Genomic DNA, 18746 nt, shown 5'->3' with positions numbered 1-18746 from the left:
GTGATCAACTTGGATCTCACAACAATAAAAGACCCGTCCTTTTTAAAGGATTTATCAATAGAGGAACTAGAACTACTAAGCGCTGACATACGTGACTTCCTCATAAATGTTACTTCTAGAACGGGAGGACATATTGGTCCCAATTTAGGAGTAGTAGAACTTACGGTTGCACTACATAAGGTTTTTAATAGTCCCAATGATAAGTTTATTTGGGATGTGGGGCATCAATCCTATGTTCATAAAATACTAACTGGACGTACTAGTCAATTTGAAACGTTGAAAAAGCATAAAGGATTGTCTGGCTTTCCAAAACGAAATGAAAGTGAGCATGATGTTTGGGAAACAGGACATAGCTCTACATCTTTATCTGCTGCAATGGGTATGGCGATCGCCCGCGATTTAAAAGGTACGGGTGAATACATTCTACCTATCATTGGTGACGGTGCATTAACAGGTGGAATGGCTTTGGAGGCATTAAATCACATCGGTCATGAAAAGACAGATATGATTGTTATCTTAAACGATAATGAAATGTCAATTGCGCCTAATGTTGGAGCCCTTCATAATATTTTAGGCAAGCTCAGAACTGCAGGTAAATATCAATGGGCAAAGGATGAACTTGAGTACATCTTGAAAAAGATACCTGCTGTGGGCGGGAAGCTTGCAGCAGCAGCAGAGCGTATTAAAGATAGTATGAAATATTTATTAGTAACGGGCGTGTTCTTTGAAGAGTTAGGGTACACCTATTTAGGGCCAGTAGATGGTCATAATTATGAAGACCTAATGGAAAATTTATTATACGCAAAGAAAACAAAAGGACCAGTTTTAGTTCATGTTATAACGAAGAAGGGGAAGGGCTATCATCCTGCAGAGTCTGATCGTATTGGAACTTGGCATGGACCTGGACCTTATAAAATTGAATCTGGTGACTTTATTAAACCTGTTAGTGCTCCACCAGCTTGGAGTAAGGTGATAAGTGAAACGGTTAGAAGAATTGCTCGAGATGATCAGCGAGTGGTAGCGATTACACCTGCTATGACAGTAGGTTCAAAGCTAGAAGGTTTTGGTGAGGAATTCCCAGATCGACTATTTGATGTAGGGATAGCAGAGCAGCATGCAGTCACAATGGCTGCAGGACTAGCAACACAAGGAATGAAGCCATATTTAGCCATTTATTCGACTTTCTTGCAACGTGGATACGACCAGGTCGTTCATGATGTATGTAGACAAAACCTAAATGTTTTCTTTGGAATAGATAGAGCGGGCTTGGTAGGAGCGGATGGTGAAACACACCAAGGTGTATTTGACGTAGCATTTATGCGTCATATTCCGAATCTAGTGTTAATGATGCCAAAGGATGAAAATGAAGGACAACATATGGTGTATACGGCCTTACAGTATGATGCTGGACCGATTGCACTTCGTTATCCGAGAGGAAATGGACTAGGTGTCAAGATGGATGAAGATTTACTCGAGATTCCAATCGGATCTTGGGAAGTGTTACGTGAAGGAACAGATATAGCCATCTTAACATTTGGTACAACCATCCCGATGGCCTTAGAAGCAGCTCAAATCCTAAGCGAAGAGGGAATCTCTGCGAGGGTTGTGAATGCACGTTTTATAAAGCCTTTTGACGAAGCTATGATGATAAGTATCCTTGAGCAAGATATACCTGTCTTAACCATTGAAGAAGCAATTTTACAAGGTGGCTTTGGTAGTGCAGTGTTAGAATATGCTCATGATTTAGGCTTCCACCAAAGTAAAATTGACCGTATCGGGATACCAGATCAGTTCATCGAACATGGAAGTGTAAATGAACTATTAGATGAAATTGACTTTACCGTTGAAGCGACAGTTGCTAAAGCGAAGCAGATCACAAAAATGAAACAACAAAGGGTATAACAAGTATGAGTAAAAAAGAACGAGTCGATGTACTTTTAGTAGAGCGGGGACTCATTGAGACAAGAGAAAAAGCAAAAAGGGCCATCATGGCAGGGATTGTGTACTCAAATGAAAGTAGACTGGACAAACCTGGTGAAAAAGTGGACCGTGAGCTTCCGCTTGAGATAAAAGGAAAGCTAATGCCCTATGTAAGTAGGGGAGGCTTCAAATTAGAAAAGGCTCTTAAAGAATTTGATTTGATTGTAGATCAGAAAATTATGATTGATATTGGTTCTTCTACCGGTGGATTTACTGATTGTGCTCTTCAAAATGGAGCCAAACTATCCTATGCGGTCGATGTTGGTTATAATCAGTTAGCATGGAAATTGCGTCAGGATGAACGTGTAGTCGTAATGGAGAGAACGAATTTCAGATATGCAAAGCCAGAGGATTTTTCTAAGGGGCTTCCTGAATTTGCGACAATTGATGTATCTTTTATTTCGCTAAGAATTATATTGCCTGTTCTTAAAACGGTTTTAACTTCTAACAGTGAAATTATTGCATTAGTTAAGCCTCAATTTGAAGCAGGACGAGAGCAGGTTGGCAAAAAAGGAATCGTTCGAGATCCACGTGTCCACGTTCAAGTATTACAAGATATGATTGCATTTTCCATTAAGGAAGGATATAGCGTTAAAAATATAACATTCTCACCTATTACAGGTGGGGATGGAAACATCGAGTTTTTATTACATCTGTTCTGGTCAGGCGAAGTAGTTGGAACTAATGAGTGTAAAGACTCACCTGAAGAAGTTGTAAAAACTGCTCATCTTGAGCTAAAGCAGCAAAATAACAAGGTCGAAGAAGAGACTAACTAAAGGCTAAGCACTCAGTAAAAGGTTGAACTGAGTGCTTTTCTTGTACCTATATTTAAATAAAAACAGCATTCTTACATAAAATGATTGTACAAGCTTTAGTTCATCATATAACATAAATTATAGAGAGAGTTCGTTTAGGAAAGAGGTATAGAAGTGAATAAAGGCCAAAGACATATAAAAATACGAGAAGTGATCACGTCCAATGAAATTGAAACACAGGATGAACTTGTTGATTTATTAAAAGCAGAGGGATTTAACGTTACACAAGCAACTGTTTCTAGAGATATCAAGGAATTACATCTAGTTAAAGTTCCAATGATGGACGGCCGATATAAATACAGTCTACCAGCAGATCAGCGTTTCAATCCATTACAAAAGTTAAAGCGCTCCTTAATGGACGCGTTTGTGAAAATAGACTCAGCAGGTCATATGCTAGTAATGAAGACACTACCCGGAAACGCCAACGCAATTGGTGCATTAATCGATAACTTAGACTGGGATGAAATACTAGGGACAATCTGTGGTGATGACACAATCCTCATCATCTGTAAATCAACTGACCACACAGAAGAAATTTCAAATCGATTCTTAGACATGCTGTAAAAAAGAAGATCACTTTTAGGCTAAGTAAAAATAAGAGGAACCTAAATAACTTTTAAGAGGCTCTTTTTGTAAAGGTTGCTCTTTGAAAATAAACCTTAGTGAAATGGAGCGCAAAACACTTGACTCCTGCGGGAGTAGAGGAAAGGTCGAGACCCCGCAGGCGAAGCTTGTCTAGCTGCAATGCCCAGCTCCTCGAGGTCAAATAACCCTCCATCATAAAAATGGAAAAAACGCCCTTTTTATGATGGAGGAACATTTGCTTGTCGGGGCTAATCGGGGCATTTCCGCTTTTCTTGTGAGGAGGCTTGACTTCCTCCCCGCGGAAAGCAAGTGTTTGGAGCGCAATGTAACGAACACGGTTAAATCTTAGACCAAGGTATACGAAAGCAGTCAAAGAAATAAGAAAAATAGAGGGTGGATGTTGTTTGTTAGCAGAATTATCAATCCGAAATTTTGCCATTATAGAAGAACTTACGGTTTCCTTCCAAAAAGGATTAACCGTACTTACTGGAGAAACTGGGGCAGGTAAATCAATTATTATCGATGCCATTGGTTTATTAGTTGGAGGTCGAGGTTCAGCTGAGTTTGTCCGTTTTGGTATGGACAAAGCTGAGATTGAAGGTTTATTTTTAATAGATGATGATGAACACCCATGTTATGAAAAAACAAGGGAGTTAGGGATAGAGGTATCTGAAGGGAATTTTGTACTAAGGCGATATATCTTAAAAAACGGTAAAAGTGTATGCCGAGTAAACGGTAAACTCGTTACACTAGGGATCTTACGAGAGATTGGACAAACGTTATTAGATATCCATGGACAGCACGAACATCAACTCTTAATGGATCAAGAACACCATATCACCCTGTTAGATCAATATGGAGAAGAGAGTATCATACCAGCTGTAGAGGAGTATCAGGCTCTCTACAAGACCTATCAACAACTTCATCAACAACTAAAAAATCTAACTGAAAATGAGCAACAGCTCGTTCATCGTTTAGACTTATTGCAGTTTCAATTACAAGAGATCTCTTCAGCAGAATTAGAGCCAGGGGAAGATGAAAGACTTTTTGAGGAAAAGATGAAGATCTCTAATTTTGAGAAGATCTTTCAATCCGTTAATAATGCCTATCACGCGTTACATGGAGATCAAAAAGGTTTAGATTGGATCGGTCTTGCGATGAACCAGCTAGAGACCATATCAAATATTGATTCTACATATAAGGAGCTATTTGATACATTATCGTCTAGTTTTTATCAGTTAGAGGATCTTGCATATACCCTTCGAGATCAACTAGATGGACTAGAATATGATCCAAATCGATTAAACAGCATCGAGACTAGACTAAATGAAATCAATCAACTAAAGCGGAAATACGGTCAAAATGTAGAGGAAATACTTAAATACGCAGCTAAGATTGAAGATGAGATAGATGAAATCGTTAATCGCGATTCTCATATTAATAAAGTAAAAAGGGAACTAGAAAATATTACAAAAGATATAGTGTTGGAAGCTGAGACGATTTCAGAATATCGTAAAACCTGTGCACTCTCTCTAGAACAAGCTATTTTGACGGAATTAAAAGAGCTATTTATGGAGAAAGCTAATTTTAAGATAAACTTTTCAAAGAAAACAGGAAATCATGGTGATGTAGAATTTAATGGAGAAAATATAAAGCTACACAAGAGTGGTTTTGATGTCGTTGAATTTTATATATCTCCAAATCCAGGTGAACCATTAAAGCCGTTAACTAAAGTAGCTTCTGGTGGAGAGCTTTCTAGAATCATGCTTGCTCTAAAGTCCATTTTTTCGAAGCACCAAGGCGTTACTTCTATAATCTTTGATGAAGTAGATACCGGGGTAAGTGGGAGAGTTGCGCAGGCGATTGCAGAAAAAATACATCGTGTGTCAGTTGAGTCACAGGTGTTATGTATCTCCCATTTACCACAAGTGGCTGCAATGGCAGATCAACATTTATTTATTGAAAAAGAAACAACAAATAATGAACGCACAAAAACTTCCATAAAAAAATTGAATAATAATGAACAAGTTAAAGAAGTAGCTCGAATGATTTCTGGAGTAGAAATAACAGAACTTACTATTCAACATGCAAAAGAGCTCTTAACCCTTGCCACACAGTCAAAAGCCAATGCAATTTGAAAAGCTATCCATAATGGGTAGCTTTTTTTGTTCAACTTCCGGTTATAAATGAGATGGTCTAAGGCAAAATTAAAGATGTAGCCAAAGAAGTGGTATGGTGTGGGTAGGAGCGAGGAGAGTGAAAACATGACAACAGACAGAATTAGAAAAATAATTGGCGCAATTCTCCTTGTTTCTTTAGTTGCGATGGGTTTTTCAAAATCAGTTCAGAACTATGTAGACATTCCAAACAAACTTGTTTTATTTGAACAACAAGAGGAACACATCTCTATTCCTGCTTCAGCAACTGTAGAAACTTTCTCGACAGAACCGTTCGATACTGAAAAAGATAAAGAAGGTACGCTTTCCATTAATGGGACAGAAAGCGGGGAAAGTGACATGATTGTTGAAATGGCTGGCTTTCCAATCAAAAAGGTGGATGTAGAAATTCTATCTGATTTTAAAGTCATTCCAGGTGGACAGTCGATAGGGGTTAAATTAAACTCTAAAGGTGTTTTAGTGGTAGGACACCATCAGATTGAAACTGAAAAAGGAAAGCAATCTCCTGGTGAAATTGCCGGAGTTCAAGTAGGTGACATTATTAAAAAGATCAATGGTAAGACAATTGATAAAATGAGTGATGTTACACCATTTGTTCAAGAGGCAGGTAAAACAGGGGAACCTTTAGATTTAGTTGTGATACGTGATGAAAAAGAAATCGAAACGAAGCTTGTACCATTAAAGGATAAAAATGAACACTCATATCGGATTGGATTATATATACGTGATTCAGCCGCGGGTATTGGAACAATGACGTTTTATCATCCCGAATCTAAAAAGTATGGTGCTTTAGGTCATGTTATTTCTGACATGGATACTAAAAAGCCAATAGTGGTGGATGATGGTCAAATCATTAGATCAACAGTAACTTCCATTCAAAAAGGTGCTAATGGAAGCCCAGGGGAAAAACACGCGAGATTTTCTTCAGAAAAGGAAGTCATCGGTGATATTTCTCGAAACAGTCCTTTTGGAATCTTTGGTGAGCTATCCAAGACAATGAAGAATGGTCTTATGGACAAGCCAATTCCAGTTGCCTTGTCTCATCAAGTTAAAGAAGGGCCTGCAAAGATCCTAACGGTTGTTGACAACGATCAAGTACAATTATTTGATATCGATATTGTCAGTACCGTTCCGCAAAAATTTCCAGCTACTAAAGGGATGGTTATAAAAGTAACAGACCCAGAATTACTGGAAAAGACGGGTGGAATTGTACAGGGAATGAGTGGGAGTCCTATTATTCAAGATGGGAAACTCATTGGAGCAGTTACACACGTTTTTGTTAATGACCCAACAAGCGGATATGGTGTCCATATAGAGTGGATGTTAAATGAAGCAGGGTTGGATATATATGAAAAAGACAGTGAAGAAAGAAAGGCGAGCTAACATAGCTCGTCTTTTTTTTGCCATTAGTGGTTGGATCGATGCAAATAAAGTGTTAACACTAGTTAAAAGTTAAGGAAGTTAACAATCCTTTTTTTTAATGCTATTTTGTATTATAATGAAACAGATAAAGAATTTTCGACAAAGTTAAGTCGCTTTTAGCATATTTAGTCGAAAATAGAAGGATAATGGAGAATACCAAAGATAAACACAGTTTTTAACGATTTTTTTTTAAAAATAGAGGAAATTCGGTTGCATTGTCGAAAACTTCAATTAGAATAGAAATAGAACTAATAAATAACTACTATTTTTTACCTTGTACAATCGATTTAAAAACACATGCGATGTAAATGTGAAAAAGGATAGAACGATTTATAAGGGTTGATGGATGGATTCAGCCATCAGTTTACTTGTTTACTTATCATACAAACTTGTTGAAAAAGTACTGAGGAGGAAATGTGTTGAAGAAAATTAAGGTTTGCTTAGTGGATGACAATCGTGAACTAATTGGGTTATTAGAGGACTATGTCTCTGCCCAAGAGGATATAGAGGTAATTGGTGTTGCCTATAATGGACAAGAGTGTCTAAACCTACTAGAAGAAAAGGATCCTGATGTATTGGTACTAGATATCATTATGCCACATCTAGATGGGTTAGCCGTTCTAGAAAAAATGCGTGAAATTAAAAAGGATAAGCAACCCAATGTCATAATGCTAACAGCATTTGGTCAGGAAGATGTGACGAAAAAAGCAGTGGAGCTTGGTGCGTCTTACTTCATTTTAAAACCTTTTGATATGGAGAACCTTACAAGTCATATCCGCCAAGTTAGTGGAAATGGTGTATCTCCAATTAAACGATTTTCTTCTAACAGCCTTAGACAATCAGAAAGCAATAAGCCGAAAAACCTTGATGCTAGTATAACAAGTATTATTCATGAAATTGGAGTACCAGCTCACATTAAAGGTTATCTATACCTGCGTGAAGCAATTTCTATGGTGTATAATGATATTGAGCTATTAGGTTCTATTACTAAAGTTCTATATCCTGATATCGCTAAGAAATATAATACAACAGCAAGCCGTGTAGAACGTGCAATCCGTCACGCAATTGAAGTAGCTTGGTCACGTGGAAACATCGACAGCATTTCAAGTCTATTCGGATATACAGTAAGCATGTCAAAGGCTAAGCCTACTAACTCAGAATTTATCGCCATGGTCGCTGATAAGCTTCGTTTAGAGCATAAGGCTTCTTAATCGGAAACATATAGTAATACAAGTAATCATATATATGAAAAAACCCCGATTAGATCGGGGTTTTTTCATTTTATTTATTTTCATTTTGCTCATTTTGTACTTCCATTAGTTTTTGAATGAGGATATGCTGTGGCATGTGCATAATGGTCTCAAGTGGTACTCCTAATTTTTTTGATAGCATGACTGCTGTTTCGGCTGATATTTGTAAAGGTTTCATATCGTCTCCTCCTTATAAAGTAGAATATAATAAGAGGAGATGGATCACAAGTAAATGAAAGAATAAAAACATAAGGGGAGATTCTGTTGACAAAGATCTTTGGACATAGAGGTGCAGCTGGTACTCATCCAGAAAATACGATGATTTCTTTTCAGGAAGTTGAAAAACTTGGTGGAGATGGAATTGAACTTGATGTGCAACTTTCCAAAGATGGAGTGGTGGTTGTCATACACGATGAGAAACTGGATCGTACAACAACTGGAGAGGGATGGGTTAAGGATCATACATTAAAGGAATTAAGAAGGTTAGATGCTAGTTATAAATTTCCGGAACTTGGTGTATGTAAAATTCCTACTTTAGATGAAGTATTTAATTGGGCTTTATCTAACTCACTTAGTATCAATGTTGAATTAAAGAATTCCTTGGTCCCTTATGAAGAGCTGGAAGCAAAGGTGATTGCTTTGATTCGTACCTACCGTTATGAAAATAGGGTAATTATCTCATCATTTAATCACCACAGTTTAAAGGAGTGTCACAAGTTGGCACCTGACATATCACTTGCTGTATTATACGGTGAACCATTAATGGAACCATGGGAATATGCGAAAAACATCGGCGCTAACTCAATCCATCCACAACATAGGGTAGCGACTGATGAGATTATAACAAAATCTCAGCAGAATGGTATTCCCGTTAGACCCTATACAGTTAATAACCCTCGAGACATGAAAAGATTATTTTCTGTATCTTGTGATGCTTTAATTACTGACTATCCCAAGAGAGCAATTGAACTGAAAAGTTCAAACTAAAGAAGAAGCCGGCCAAAAATGGCCGGCTATTTCTTTTCTGAAAACCGTTTTTGAAGCTTATTTCTTTTTTTATCTCGATGAAATATAAATCCTCCGATTAAATACATACCACCAATAAGGCATATTACACCTAGTACAAATTGAATCCATAGTTCTGGGATTGGAGGTTGTAAAATGCCAAAGGACATATCTCTAATAAGTTTGATTCCTGTAACTGCAAGTATAACGGGAGTTAAAACAAGAATTAATGCCATAAATCGCTGCATAATAATGAAACCCTCTCTTTATAATCTACCTATATTATAGACCAATTGTCCTTCTGTGGGAAATTGTCAAATGTGTATATAGTGTGTAAAATAGAGTTTGTGCAACAATTTGCAATAAGAGGGTGTTGAAGTATGCAAAAAGTGTTAATAGTTGGTGCTGGAAAAGGTGGAACCTCTATACTAAGGCTTGTAAAAGAAACCGAATTAATGGATATTGTTGCGGTGATTGATATTAACCCCAATGCACCTGGTATTAAATACGCAAAATCACTTGGAATCGTTGTTGGTGAAAGCTGGCGAGATTATATATCTGATAAAATTGACATTATCATCGAGGCTACGGGGGTAGAATCTGTTTTTAAAGAGATTAGAGAAAAAAGGAGTAAACGGACTGTTTTAATCCCTGGTTCAGTTGCTTATTTTTTATCAACGCTCATGGAAGAAAAAGAGTCATTAATTAATGAATTAATAAACCAGTCGTATAAACATGATCTAATTTTTAATTCTACCCATGATGGTATGATTGTGATTGATATTAATGAAGATATTATTTTGTTTAATCGAAGTGCTGAAAAAATGACCGGGCATAAGAGTAAGGATGTACTTGGTAAAAATGTGAGTCTAGTAATTGGGAATACTCAACTCCCGAGAGTACTACATAGTCGAGAGGTTGAAAAAAACCAGGAATTAATACTTGAAAACGGTAAGAAAATTATAACAACAAGAATTCCGATTGTGACAGAGACGGGCACATTACTAGGTGCTTTTGCGGTCTTTAAGGATATAACAGAAGCCGTTAATTTGGCAGAGGAACTGACCAATGTTAGAGAAATTCAAATTATGCTTGAGGCGATTATTAATTCGTCAGAAGAAGCAATCTCAGTAGTGGATGAAAAGGGTAATGGTATTTTAATTAATCCGGCTTACACAAGAATTACTGGTTTAACAAAAGAAGACATTGTTGGTAAGCCAGCAACTGCTGATATTTCTGAAGGCGAAAGTGTGCATATGCAAGTGCTACAAACGAGACGCCCAATTAGAGGGGCCAGAATGAAGGTTGGACCGAATCATCGGGATGTAATCGTTAATGTAGCACCCGTTATTGTAGATGGGAAATTAACAGGGAGCGTTGGTGTAATTCACGATTTATCTGAAATACAGTCGTTAACTCAAGAGCTAAAAAGGGCGCGGCAAATTATCCGTACACTTGAAGCGAAATACTCTTTTGACGACATCATTGGAACATCTGAAGAAATGAAGTTTGCCATTGAACAGGCTAAGCTAGGAGCAAAGACGCCAGCTACTGTTTTGTTAAGAGGAGAGTCTGGGACAGGGAAGGAGTTATTTGCTCATGCGATTCACAACGGCAGTGATCGGAAATTTAATAAATTTATTAGAGTTAACTGCGGAGCAATCTCTGAATCACTATTAGAAAGTGAATTATTTGGTTATGAAGAAGGTGCTTTTTCTGGTGCTAAAAGAGGTGGTAAACGAGGGTATTTCGAAGAAGCGAATAATGGGAGTATTTTTTTAGATGAAATTGGTGAATTATCATCTGCTATGCAAGTAAAGCTATTACGAGTTTTACAGGAAAATGAGATTATTCGAGTAGGTAGCACAAAGCCCATCTCAATCAATGTAAGAATTATTGCCGCTACAAATTTCAATTTAGAAAAAGGCATCGCAAATGGAACCTTTAGAGAGGATCTATATTATCGTTTAAATCGATTGCCAATCCAAATCCCCCCTTTACGACAGAGGAAGCAGGATATACCATTGTTGTGTGAGTATTTACTTCATAAAATTAATCGTGATTATGGACGTATGATTGAAAGTCTCACGCCAAGTGCAGTAGAATATCTAATGTCTTACAATTGGCCTGGTAATGTTAGGGAATTAGAAAATATATTAGGACGAGCAGTTATTTATATGAAATACTCTGAAACGAGGATTGAACTGTCTCACATTCCTAAACTAGAGAATGACGGGCAAACTAAATCAGAATCGATTGTGACAACAATCACTGATCAGTCTTTAGCAGATTTAGTCGAGGGTTATGAGGCGAGAGTATTAGGTGAAGTATTAAGGCAAAATAAAGGAAATAAAACAGCAACTGCGAAACAACTTAATATTTCACTAAGAAGTTTATACTATAAACTTGAAAAATATAATATTGTGCAAGAATAAGCGTGCAACAAATTGCACTGTTTGCAATTTTTTGCAAAAAAATGTCTAAAGAGGCAATGGTGTTGATGGTTTTAAAGTTGGCACGAAACTTGCTTATTAATAAAGTGGTCAGCTTCATAAGAAATATTAGACTTATTTCAAAAGCTGAATGGAAAAGGAGAAGAAATCCAATGAAGCTAGAAACAATCTTAGAACATGCAGCCGAAATTAAAGGTAAGGTTGTAGCTGTAGCTGCTGCTGAAGATGAAGAGGTCATAGAGGCGATAGCACTTGCCGTGGAAAGAAATTTAGCTTCTTTTCAGTTATATGGAAATGAGCAAGAAATTCGAGCTCTCCTAGCTCAAAGAGACTTAGATCGTCATGAATCTATTAAAGTGTTTCAGGCGAATACGAAAGAAAGAGCAGCTGAGTTAGCTGTTAAGGCAGTAAGCTCCCTTGATGCAGATGTCCTGATGAAGGGGAACATAGCAACATCGATTATTCTGAAAGCGGTTTTAAATAAGGACTTTGGGTTAAGGACAGGAAATGTTTTATCTCACGTAGCGGTATTTGAAATTCCTGATGTTGACCGCTTTACGATCGTCACAGATGCTGGAATTAACATTAATCCTGATCTTCAAGAAAAGGTTCAAATTATTAACAATGCTGTTAAAGTTGCCAAAGCAATAGGGATAAACTTACCAAAGGTTGCTCCTTTAGCGGCAGTAGAAGTCGTAAACCCTGTAATGCAGGCGACGTTAGATGGTGCAATTCTTTCACAAATGCAAGCGAGAGGGCAGATTAAAGATTGCATTGTGGATGGACCACTTGCTTTAGATAATGCTGTGTCATTAGATGCAGCTCAACATAAAGGCATTACAAGTGATGTAGCTGGTAAAGCCGATATCCTTCTAGTTCCAACAATTGAGGTAGGAAATGTTCTCTACAAATCGTTGATCTATTTTGCGAAAGCAAAGGTTGGGGCAGTTATTGCTGGAGCAAAAGCACCTATTGTACTTACATCAAGAGCAGATAGTGCAGAAAGTAAATTATATTCATTAGCATTAGCGGTATGTTCGGCATCTAGTCGATAACAATATATCTATATATACACTGGGGAGGATTTTACAAATGGAAATGTTTAAGTATATGGAGACTTACGATTATGAGCAGTTAGTTTTATGTCAGGACAAGGAGTCAGGATTGAAAGCAATAATTTGTATTCATGACACAACTCTTGGACCAGCACTAGGTGGAACTAGAATGTGGACATATGAGTCTGAGGAAGCGGCAATTGAGGATGCTCTTCGTCTTGCTAAAGGAATGACTTATAAAAATGCGGCTGCCGGATTAAATCTTGGTGGGGGGAAAACCGTAATTATAGGTGATCCACGTAAGGATAAGAATGAAGCATTATTCCGTGCATTTGGACGTTATATTCAAGGCTTAAATGGCCGCTATATTACTGCAGAAGATGTAGGGACAACAGTTGCAGACATGGATTTAATTCATGAGGAAACAGACTTTGTTACTGGGATTTCTCCAGCATTTGGATCATCAGGTAACCCTTCACCAGTTACAGCATATGGGGTTTTCCGTGGAATGAAAGCTGCAGCAAAAGAAGCATTTGGTTCTGATTCACTTGAAGGAAAAGTGGTGGCAGTGCAAGGTGTAGGAAATGTGGCCTTTACTTTATGTCGTTACCTACATGAAGAGGGAGCACAACTAATTGTAACTGATATCAACAAAGAAGCGGTTGCAAGAGCAGTTGAGGAGTTCGGCGCTAAAGCAGTTGATCCAAATGAAATTTATTCTGTTGACTGTGATATATACGCTCCATGTGCACTAGGAGCGACAATCAATGATGATACGATTCCACAGCTAAAGGCAAAGGTGGTTGCTGGTGCTGCTAATAACCAATTAAAAGAAGCAAGACACGGAGACACTCTTCATGAAATGGGCATTGTATATGCTCCTGATTATGTCATTAATGCTGGTGGAGTAATCAATGTAGCAGATGAGTTATATGGTTATAATCGTGAGCGTGCGATGAAAAAGGTAGAAACTATTTATGGAAATATTGAAAGAGTTATCAATATCTCAAAACGTGATGGAATTCCAACATACGTTGCTGCGGACCGTTTAGCAGAAGAAAGAATAGCTACCATGAAAAATTCAAGAAGCCAATTTTTACAAAATGGTCGTCATATTTTAAGTCGTCGACTTGGGAGATAATACGATCTAATGCTATTAACAACAAGAGAGAAGTTAGGTGAAATGCTTAATGCCTACCTACCTCTATTGGAGGTTTAGATTTTGCAAGAAAGAGAATACCGCATTTTAGTTATAAATCCAGGTTCAACTTCCACTAAGATTGGCGTCTTTTCTGATGAAGTTTCAATATTCGAAAAGACGATCCGACACGATGCAGATTATATTTCTACTTTTGCTTCTATTATTGATCAGTATGAATTTAGAAAGCAGACGATACTTGAAGCACTGGATCATGAAGGTATTAATTCTTCTAAACTACATGCAGTTTGTGGTCGGGGAGGCCTGCTTCGCCCTATTGAAGGTGGCACATATGATGTGAATGAGCAAATGCTCGAAGATCTTAAAAAAGGGTACTCGGGCCAACATGCTTCAAATCTTGGAGGAATTATTGCCTTTGAGATTGCTTCAGGATTAAATATACCTTCGTTTATAGTTGACCCTGTAGTAGTAGATGAATTAGACGAGATAGCTAGAATTTCTGGCGTTGCTGAGATTGAGCGAAAAAGCATCTTTCACGCCTTAAATCAAAAGGCAGTTGCTCGTCGAGTTGCAAAAAGTATCGGTAAGCCATATGAAGAACTGAGTTTAATTGTGACTCATATGGGTGGAGGTATAACGGTTGGTGCTCATCAAAACGGGAGAGTAATTGATGTAAACAATGGTTTGCATGGTGACGGTCCGTTTAGTCCAGAGCGTGCCGGCACAGTTCCTGCGGGAGATCTGGTCTCAATGTGCTTCTCTGGTGAGTATTACCGCGATGAAGTAATGAAAAAACTTGTTGGTCAAGGTGGTCTTGTTGGCTATCTAGGTACAAATGACGCGGTAAAAGTTGAGGATATGATATCATCTGGTAACGAAAAAGCGAAGTTAGTTTATGATGCTATGGCCTATCAGGTTGCAAAAGAGATTGGTTCAGCAGCAGCAGTTCTTTATGGAAAGGTTGACCGAATCATACTAACTGGTGGTCTAGCGTACGGAAAAGAATTTGTTAACAGTATTACTGACCGCGTTAAGTGGATAGCTGATGTAATAGTTCAACCGGGAGAAAATGAATTACAGGCATTAGCGGAGGGGGCACTTCGAGTGTTAAAAGGAGAAGAATCTGCTAAAAGCTATCCCGGAACTAAGTCCGATAAAGTAGTAAATGTTAGAGGGTAACTAGGAAGGAGAGGAAGCAACGATGGCAACAGAATATGATCTGGTCATTCTTGGTGGTGGTACCGGGGGATATGTAGCAGCAATTAGGGCATCCCAACTTGGCCTTAAAGTGGCAATTGTTGAAAAAGGAAAGCTTGGTGGAACTTGCCTTCACAAGGGATGTATCCCTAGTAAAGCACTATTAAGGAGTGCAGAGGTATTTGCAACAGCCAAAAAGGGTGAAGAATTTGGGGTAATCGCTAAAGAGGTTGCCCTTGACTTTACAAAGGTGCAGGAAAGAAAGACAAAAATCATTGATACTCTTCATAAGGGGATTCAACACTTAATGAAGCAAGGGAAAATCGATGTGTACGAAGGTCTTGGTAGAATTCTAGGCCCTTCTATCTTCTCACCTATGCCAGGTACCATATCTGTTCAAATGAACAATGGTGAAGAGAATCCAATGCTTATTCCTAAAAATGTGATAATTGCTACTGGTTCTAGACCTAGGACCTTACCAGGTCTTGAACTTGATGGCGAGTATGTTCTTTCTTCTGATGAAGTACTTGAGTTAGAGAAACTTCCTAACTCAATTATCATTGTTGGGGGCGGAGTGATCGGAATTGAATGGGCTTCGATGATGGCAGACTTCGGTGTAGAAGTGACTGTCTTAGAATATGCTGATCGAATCATCCCAACAGAAGATGTAGAGATCTCAAAAGAGATGCAACGAATTATGAAGAAAAAAGGTGTCAAAATCGTTACTGGTGCAAAAGTACTTGCAGACACAGTAACAAAAGGTGAAGGTGTATCCATACAGGCTGAACATAAGGGAGAACAAAAGACGTTTTCATCAGACCTACTACTTGTTTCTGTTGGTCGACAAGCTAACGTTGAAGGTATTGGTATTGAGAATACCGAGATACAAGTTGAGAGCGGTTTCATTAAGGTAAACCATTCTTACCAAACAAAAGAGTCTCATATTTACGCGATTGGTGACGTTATTGGTGGTTTACAGCTGGCTCACGTTGCTTCACATGAGGGAATTCTAGCAGTTGAACATATTTCAGGAGAAGTGATAGAACCAATTGATCCTTCCCTTGTATCTAAATGTATTTATAGTAACCCAGAAGCAGCAAGTGTTGGATATACTGAGGCTGAGGCGAAAGAAAAGGGTTACAACGTAAAAACGGGTAAATTTTCATTCCGTGCTATTGGTAAGGCCTTGGTTTATGGTGAATCAGATGGTTTTGTAAAGCTTGTTGTGGATGAGGACACAGACGACCTATTAGGTGTTCATATGATTGGTCCACATGTCACAGACATGATTTCTGAGGCTGGACTCGCTCGTGTCCTTGATGCGACACCATGGGAAATTGGTAAAACGATTCATCCACATCCAACTCTATCAGAGGCAATCGGTGAAGCAGCACTAGCGGTCCAAGGAAAAGCAATTCACTCTTAATGTAGAAAGGTAGAATGTTCTTCCTTTCTTTACATAAGGACAAAACAGCAAATAATGTGAAAAGAGCCTGTAATTGAATAAAAACAACTATCATCCATTCCTTAATAGATGATTACATGATAAACATACTAAGGAATCAAAAATTTAGTCTTACAAAAATGTCCTTACATTCTAAAATTATGGGGGTACTAATATGGCTGAAAAGCGTCATCATGCATTAGGTTTAAGCGATGAAAAAGTACTAGAAATGTACGAAACCATGCTCTTAGCTCGTAGACTTGACGAGCGGATGTGGTTACTAAATCGTGCAGGAAAAATACCATTCGTAATATCCTGCCAGGGTCAAGAGGCTGCACAAGTAGGTGCTGCGTTTGCTCTTGATCGTGAAAAGGATTATGTACTTCCGTATTATCGAGATATGGGTGTTGTTTTAACATTTGGAATGACTTCAAAAGATTTAATGTTATCGGGTTTTGCAAAAGCAGAAGATCCTAATTCAGGTGGCAGACAAATGCCTGGGCATTTTGGTCAAAAGAAAAACCGAATTGTAACAGGGTCATCCCCCGTTACAACGCAGGTTCCACATGCGGTAGGAGTTGCACTTGGTGGTCGTTTAGAGGGTAAAGATCTGGTTACATTTGTAACGTTTGGGGAAGGTTCGTCCAACCAAGGTGATTTCCATGAAGGAGCAAACTATGCAGCCGTGCATAAGTTACCGGTTATTTTTATGTGTGAAAATAACAAGTATGCTATTTCGGTTCCTTATGAAAAGCAAGTAGCATGTGAAAAAATTTCAGACAGAGCAATTGGTTATGGAATGCCAGGAGTAACTGTAGATGGAAATGATATTTTAGCAGTTTATGAAGCTGTGAAAGAAGCTGCTGATCGTGGTAGACGTGGTGAAGGTCCTACATTGGTTGAAACCATTTCTTATCGTTTAACTGCTCACTCCAGTGATGATGATGACCGCACTTACCGTTCAAGAGAAGAAGTAGAAGAAGCAAAAAAGAAAGATGGCCTTTTTGCATTTGAATTATATCTTAAAGAAGCTGGCATCTTAACGGATGATCAACTAGAAGCGATAAATGAACGTGTGAAGCAAGAAGTAGATGAGGCAACTGATTATGCAGAAAATGCTCCATACGCAGATCCAACAGACGCATTAAAGTATGTCTATGCTGAGTAAGTGAGGGGGAAAAAAGATGCCAGTTATTTCTTATATTGATGCTGTAACCTTAGCGATACGAGAAGAAATGGAAAGAGATTCGAAGGTATTTGTTCTTGGAGAAGATGTTGGTAGAAAAGGTGGAGTTTTTAAAGCGACACATGGTTTGTATGATCAGTTTGGAGAAGAACGGGTAATTGATACTCCATTAGCTGAATCTGCCATTGCGGGTGTAGCAATTGGAGCCGCGATGTATGGAATGAGACCTATTGCAGAAATGCAATTTGCTGATTTTATCATGCCTGCTATTAACCAAATAATCTCAGAGGCTGCAAAAATTCGTTATCGATCTAACAACGATTGGACTTGTCCACTAGTAGTTCGCGCACCATATGGTGGTGGTATTCACGGTGCTCTTTATCACTCACAATCAGTTGAAGCAATTTTTGCAAACCAACCTGGTTTAAAAATAGTTATGCCTTCAACTCCGTATGATGTGAAAGGTCTGTTAAAAGCTGCTATACGTGACGAAGATCCAGTATTGTTTTTTGAGCATAAGCGTGCATATCGATTAATCAAAGGTGAAGTTCCTACAGACGATTATGTACTACCAATTGGCAAGGCAGATGTTAAGCGCGAAGGTGAAGATGTAACCGTTATTGCTTACGGATTATGTGTTCATTTTGCTCTTCAAGCTGCTGAAAGGCTAGCAAGTGATGGTATTTCTGTTCATGTATTGGACCTTCGTACTGTGTATCCACTTGACAAAGAAGCAATTATTGAAGCTGCTTCAAAGACGGGGAAAGTGCTTTTAATTACGGAAGATACACTAGAAGGAAGCATTATGAGCGAGGTTTCTGCAATTATTGCAGAGAACTGTTTATTTGATCTTGATGCTCCTATTAAAAGACTTGCAGGTCCTGATGTACCAGCAATGCCATACGCACCAACAATGGAAAAATACTTTATGATTAATCCAGATAAAGTTGAAAAAGCGATTCGAGAATTAGCGGAATTTTAAGGTTTGTATTGATCTATTTGATTAAGAGGAGGTTGT

General features: G+C 38.2%; 16 protein-coding genes. 14 read left to right on the top strand and 2 right to left on the bottom strand.

The window, feature by feature from the left end:
• Positions 1-9 precede the first annotated feature (9 nt).
• The 6 genes from dxs to spo0A all read left to right on the top strand — a co-directional run bounded on the left by dxs (position 10) and on the right by spo0A (position 8190).
• Complete coding sequence (gene dxs, locus G4D63_RS07385; RefSeq protein WP_163178996.1) at positions 10-1902, top strand: 1-deoxy-D-xylulose-5-phosphate synthase; 1893 nt, start codon at positions 10-12, stop codon at positions 1900-1902.
• A gap of 5 nt (positions 1903-1907) precedes the next feature.
• Positions 1908-2756 carry a TlyA family RNA methyltransferase gene (locus tag G4D63_RS07380; RefSeq protein ID WP_163178995.1) on the top strand — a complete coding sequence of 283 codons (849 nt, stop codon included), beginning with the start codon at positions 1908-1910 and terminating at the stop codon, positions 2754-2756.
• Between the two features lie 153 nt (positions 2757-2909).
• Entirely contained in the window at positions 2910-3359 is a 450-nt protein-coding gene (ahrC, locus tag G4D63_RS07375) for a transcriptional regulator AhrC/ArgR (RefSeq protein WP_163178994.1), read from the top strand.
• Between the two features lie 425 nt (positions 3360-3784).
• Positions 3785-5518 carry a DNA repair protein RecN gene (recN, locus tag G4D63_RS07370; RefSeq protein WP_163178993.1) on the top strand — a complete coding sequence of 578 codons (1734 nt, stop codon included), beginning with the start codon at positions 3785-3787 and terminating at the stop codon, positions 5516-5518.
• A gap of 126 nt (positions 5519-5644) precedes the next feature.
• Positions 5645-6940: a SpoIVB peptidase gene (gene spoIVB / locus G4D63_RS07365; RefSeq protein ID WP_163178992.1), complete on the top strand. Its 1296-nt coding sequence runs from the start codon at positions 5645-5647 to the stop codon at positions 6938-6940.
• 458 nt (positions 6941-7398) lie between these two features.
• Positions 7399-8190, top strand: a complete 792-nt coding sequence (spo0A, locus tag G4D63_RS07360; protein ID WP_163178991.1) for a sporulation transcription factor Spo0A — start codon at positions 7399-7401, stop codon at positions 8188-8190.
• A gap of 70 nt (positions 8191-8260) precedes the next feature.
• Here the strand turns inward: spo0A and G4D63_RS07355 are convergent, their stop codons facing one another.
• Positions 8261-8407, bottom strand: coding sequence for a YycC family protein (locus G4D63_RS07355; protein ID WP_163178990.1), 147 nt, complete (start codon positions 8405-8407; stop codon positions 8261-8263).
• 86 nt (positions 8408-8493) lie between these two features.
• Between G4D63_RS07355 and G4D63_RS07350 the strand changes: the two genes are divergently transcribed.
• Complete coding sequence (locus G4D63_RS07350) at positions 8494-9216, top strand: glycerophosphodiester phosphodiesterase (RefSeq protein ID WP_163178989.1); 723 nt, start codon at positions 8494-8496, stop codon at positions 9214-9216.
• Positions 9217-9242: 26 nt separating this feature from the next.
• On the opposite strand, the gene G4D63_RS07345 is transcribed toward G4D63_RS07350, so the two are convergent.
• Complete coding sequence (locus G4D63_RS07345; protein ID WP_163178988.1) at positions 9243-9482, bottom strand: DUF2627 domain-containing protein; 240 nt, start codon at positions 9480-9482, stop codon at positions 9243-9245.
• Between the two features lie 132 nt (positions 9483-9614).
• On the opposite strand from G4D63_RS07345, the gene G4D63_RS07340 reads away from it, so the two are divergent.
• From G4D63_RS07340 to G4D63_RS07310, 7 genes are all read left to right on the top strand, one after another.
• Positions 9615-11669, top strand: coding sequence for a sigma-54 interaction domain-containing protein (locus tag G4D63_RS07340; RefSeq protein WP_163178987.1), 2055 nt, complete (start codon positions 9615-9617; stop codon positions 11667-11669).
• Positions 11670-11839: 170 nt separating this feature from the next.
• Positions 11840-12742 carry a phosphate butyryltransferase gene (gene yqiS / locus G4D63_RS07335; RefSeq protein ID WP_163178986.1) on the top strand — a complete coding sequence of 301 codons (903 nt, stop codon included), beginning with the start codon at positions 11840-11842 and terminating at the stop codon, positions 12740-12742.
• Between the two features lie 37 nt (positions 12743-12779).
• On the top strand, positions 12780-13883 hold the full coding sequence (gene bcd / locus G4D63_RS07330; protein ID WP_163178985.1) for a branched-chain amino acid dehydrogenase: 1104 nt from the start codon (positions 12780-12782) through the stop codon (positions 13881-13883).
• 81 nt (positions 13884-13964) lie between these two features.
• On the top strand, positions 13965-15080 hold the full coding sequence (buk, locus tag G4D63_RS07325; RefSeq protein WP_163178984.1) for a butyrate kinase: 1116 nt from the start codon (positions 13965-13967) through the stop codon (positions 15078-15080).
• 22 nt (positions 15081-15102) lie between these two features.
• Positions 15103-16524: a dihydrolipoyl dehydrogenase gene (gene lpdA / locus G4D63_RS07320; protein ID WP_163178983.1), complete on the top strand. Its 1422-nt coding sequence runs from the start codon at positions 15103-15105 to the stop codon at positions 16522-16524.
• 193 nt (positions 16525-16717) lie between these two features.
• Positions 16718-17710 carry a thiamine pyrophosphate-dependent dehydrogenase E1 component subunit alpha gene (locus G4D63_RS07315; protein WP_163178982.1) on the top strand — a complete coding sequence of 331 codons (993 nt, stop codon included), beginning with the start codon at positions 16718-16720 and terminating at the stop codon, positions 17708-17710.
• 16 nt (positions 17711-17726) lie between these two features.
• Positions 17727-18710 (top strand): alpha-ketoacid dehydrogenase subunit beta, encoded by a 984-nt coding sequence (locus G4D63_RS07310; protein WP_163178981.1) that lies wholly within the window; start codon positions 17727-17729, stop codon positions 18708-18710.
• Positions 18711-18746 lie beyond the last annotated feature (36 nt).

It is taken from the genome of Bacillus mesophilus, from assembly GCF_011008845.1.
In the GTDB taxonomy this organism is placed as follows: domain Bacteria; phylum Bacillota; class Bacilli; order Bacillales; family SA4; genus Bacillus_BS; species Bacillus_BS mesophilus.
Note: the sequence above shows the minus strand (reverse complement) of the source record. Positions and strands in the feature narration are given on the sequence as shown.

Coding starts and splice junctions, on each gene's coding strand:
- G4D63_RS07380 (WP_163178995.1), top strand. CDS start 1,908: ATGAGTAAAAAAGAACGAGTCGATGTACTTTTAGTAGAGCGGGGACTC.
- spoIVB (WP_163178992.1), top strand. CDS start 5,645: ATGACAACAGACAGAATTAGAAAAATAATTGGCGCAATTCTCCTTGTT.
- G4D63_RS07355 (WP_163178990.1), bottom strand. CDS start 8,407: ATGAAACCTTTACAAATATCAGCCGAAACAGCAGTCATGCTATCAAAA.
- G4D63_RS07345 (WP_163178988.1), bottom strand. CDS start 9,482: ATGCAGCGATTTATGGCATTAATTCTTGTTTTAACTCCCGTTATACTT.
- G4D63_RS07340 (WP_163178987.1), top strand. CDS start 9,615: ATGCAAAAAGTGTTAATAGTTGGTGCTGGAAAAGGTGGAACCTCTATA.
- yqiS (WP_163178986.1), top strand. CDS start 11,840: ATGAAGCTAGAAACAATCTTAGAACATGCAGCCGAAATTAAAGGTAAG.
- bcd (WP_163178985.1), top strand. CDS start 12,780: ATGGAAATGTTTAAGTATATGGAGACTTACGATTATGAGCAGTTAGTT.
- lpdA (WP_163178983.1), top strand. CDS start 15,103: ATGGCAACAGAATATGATCTGGTCATTCTTGGTGGTGGTACCGGGGGA.
- G4D63_RS07315 (WP_163178982.1), top strand. CDS start 16,718: ATGGCTGAAAAGCGTCATCATGCATTAGGTTTAAGCGATGAAAAAGTA.
- G4D63_RS07310 (WP_163178981.1), top strand. CDS start 17,727: ATGCCAGTTATTTCTTATATTGATGCTGTAACCTTAGCGATACGAGAA.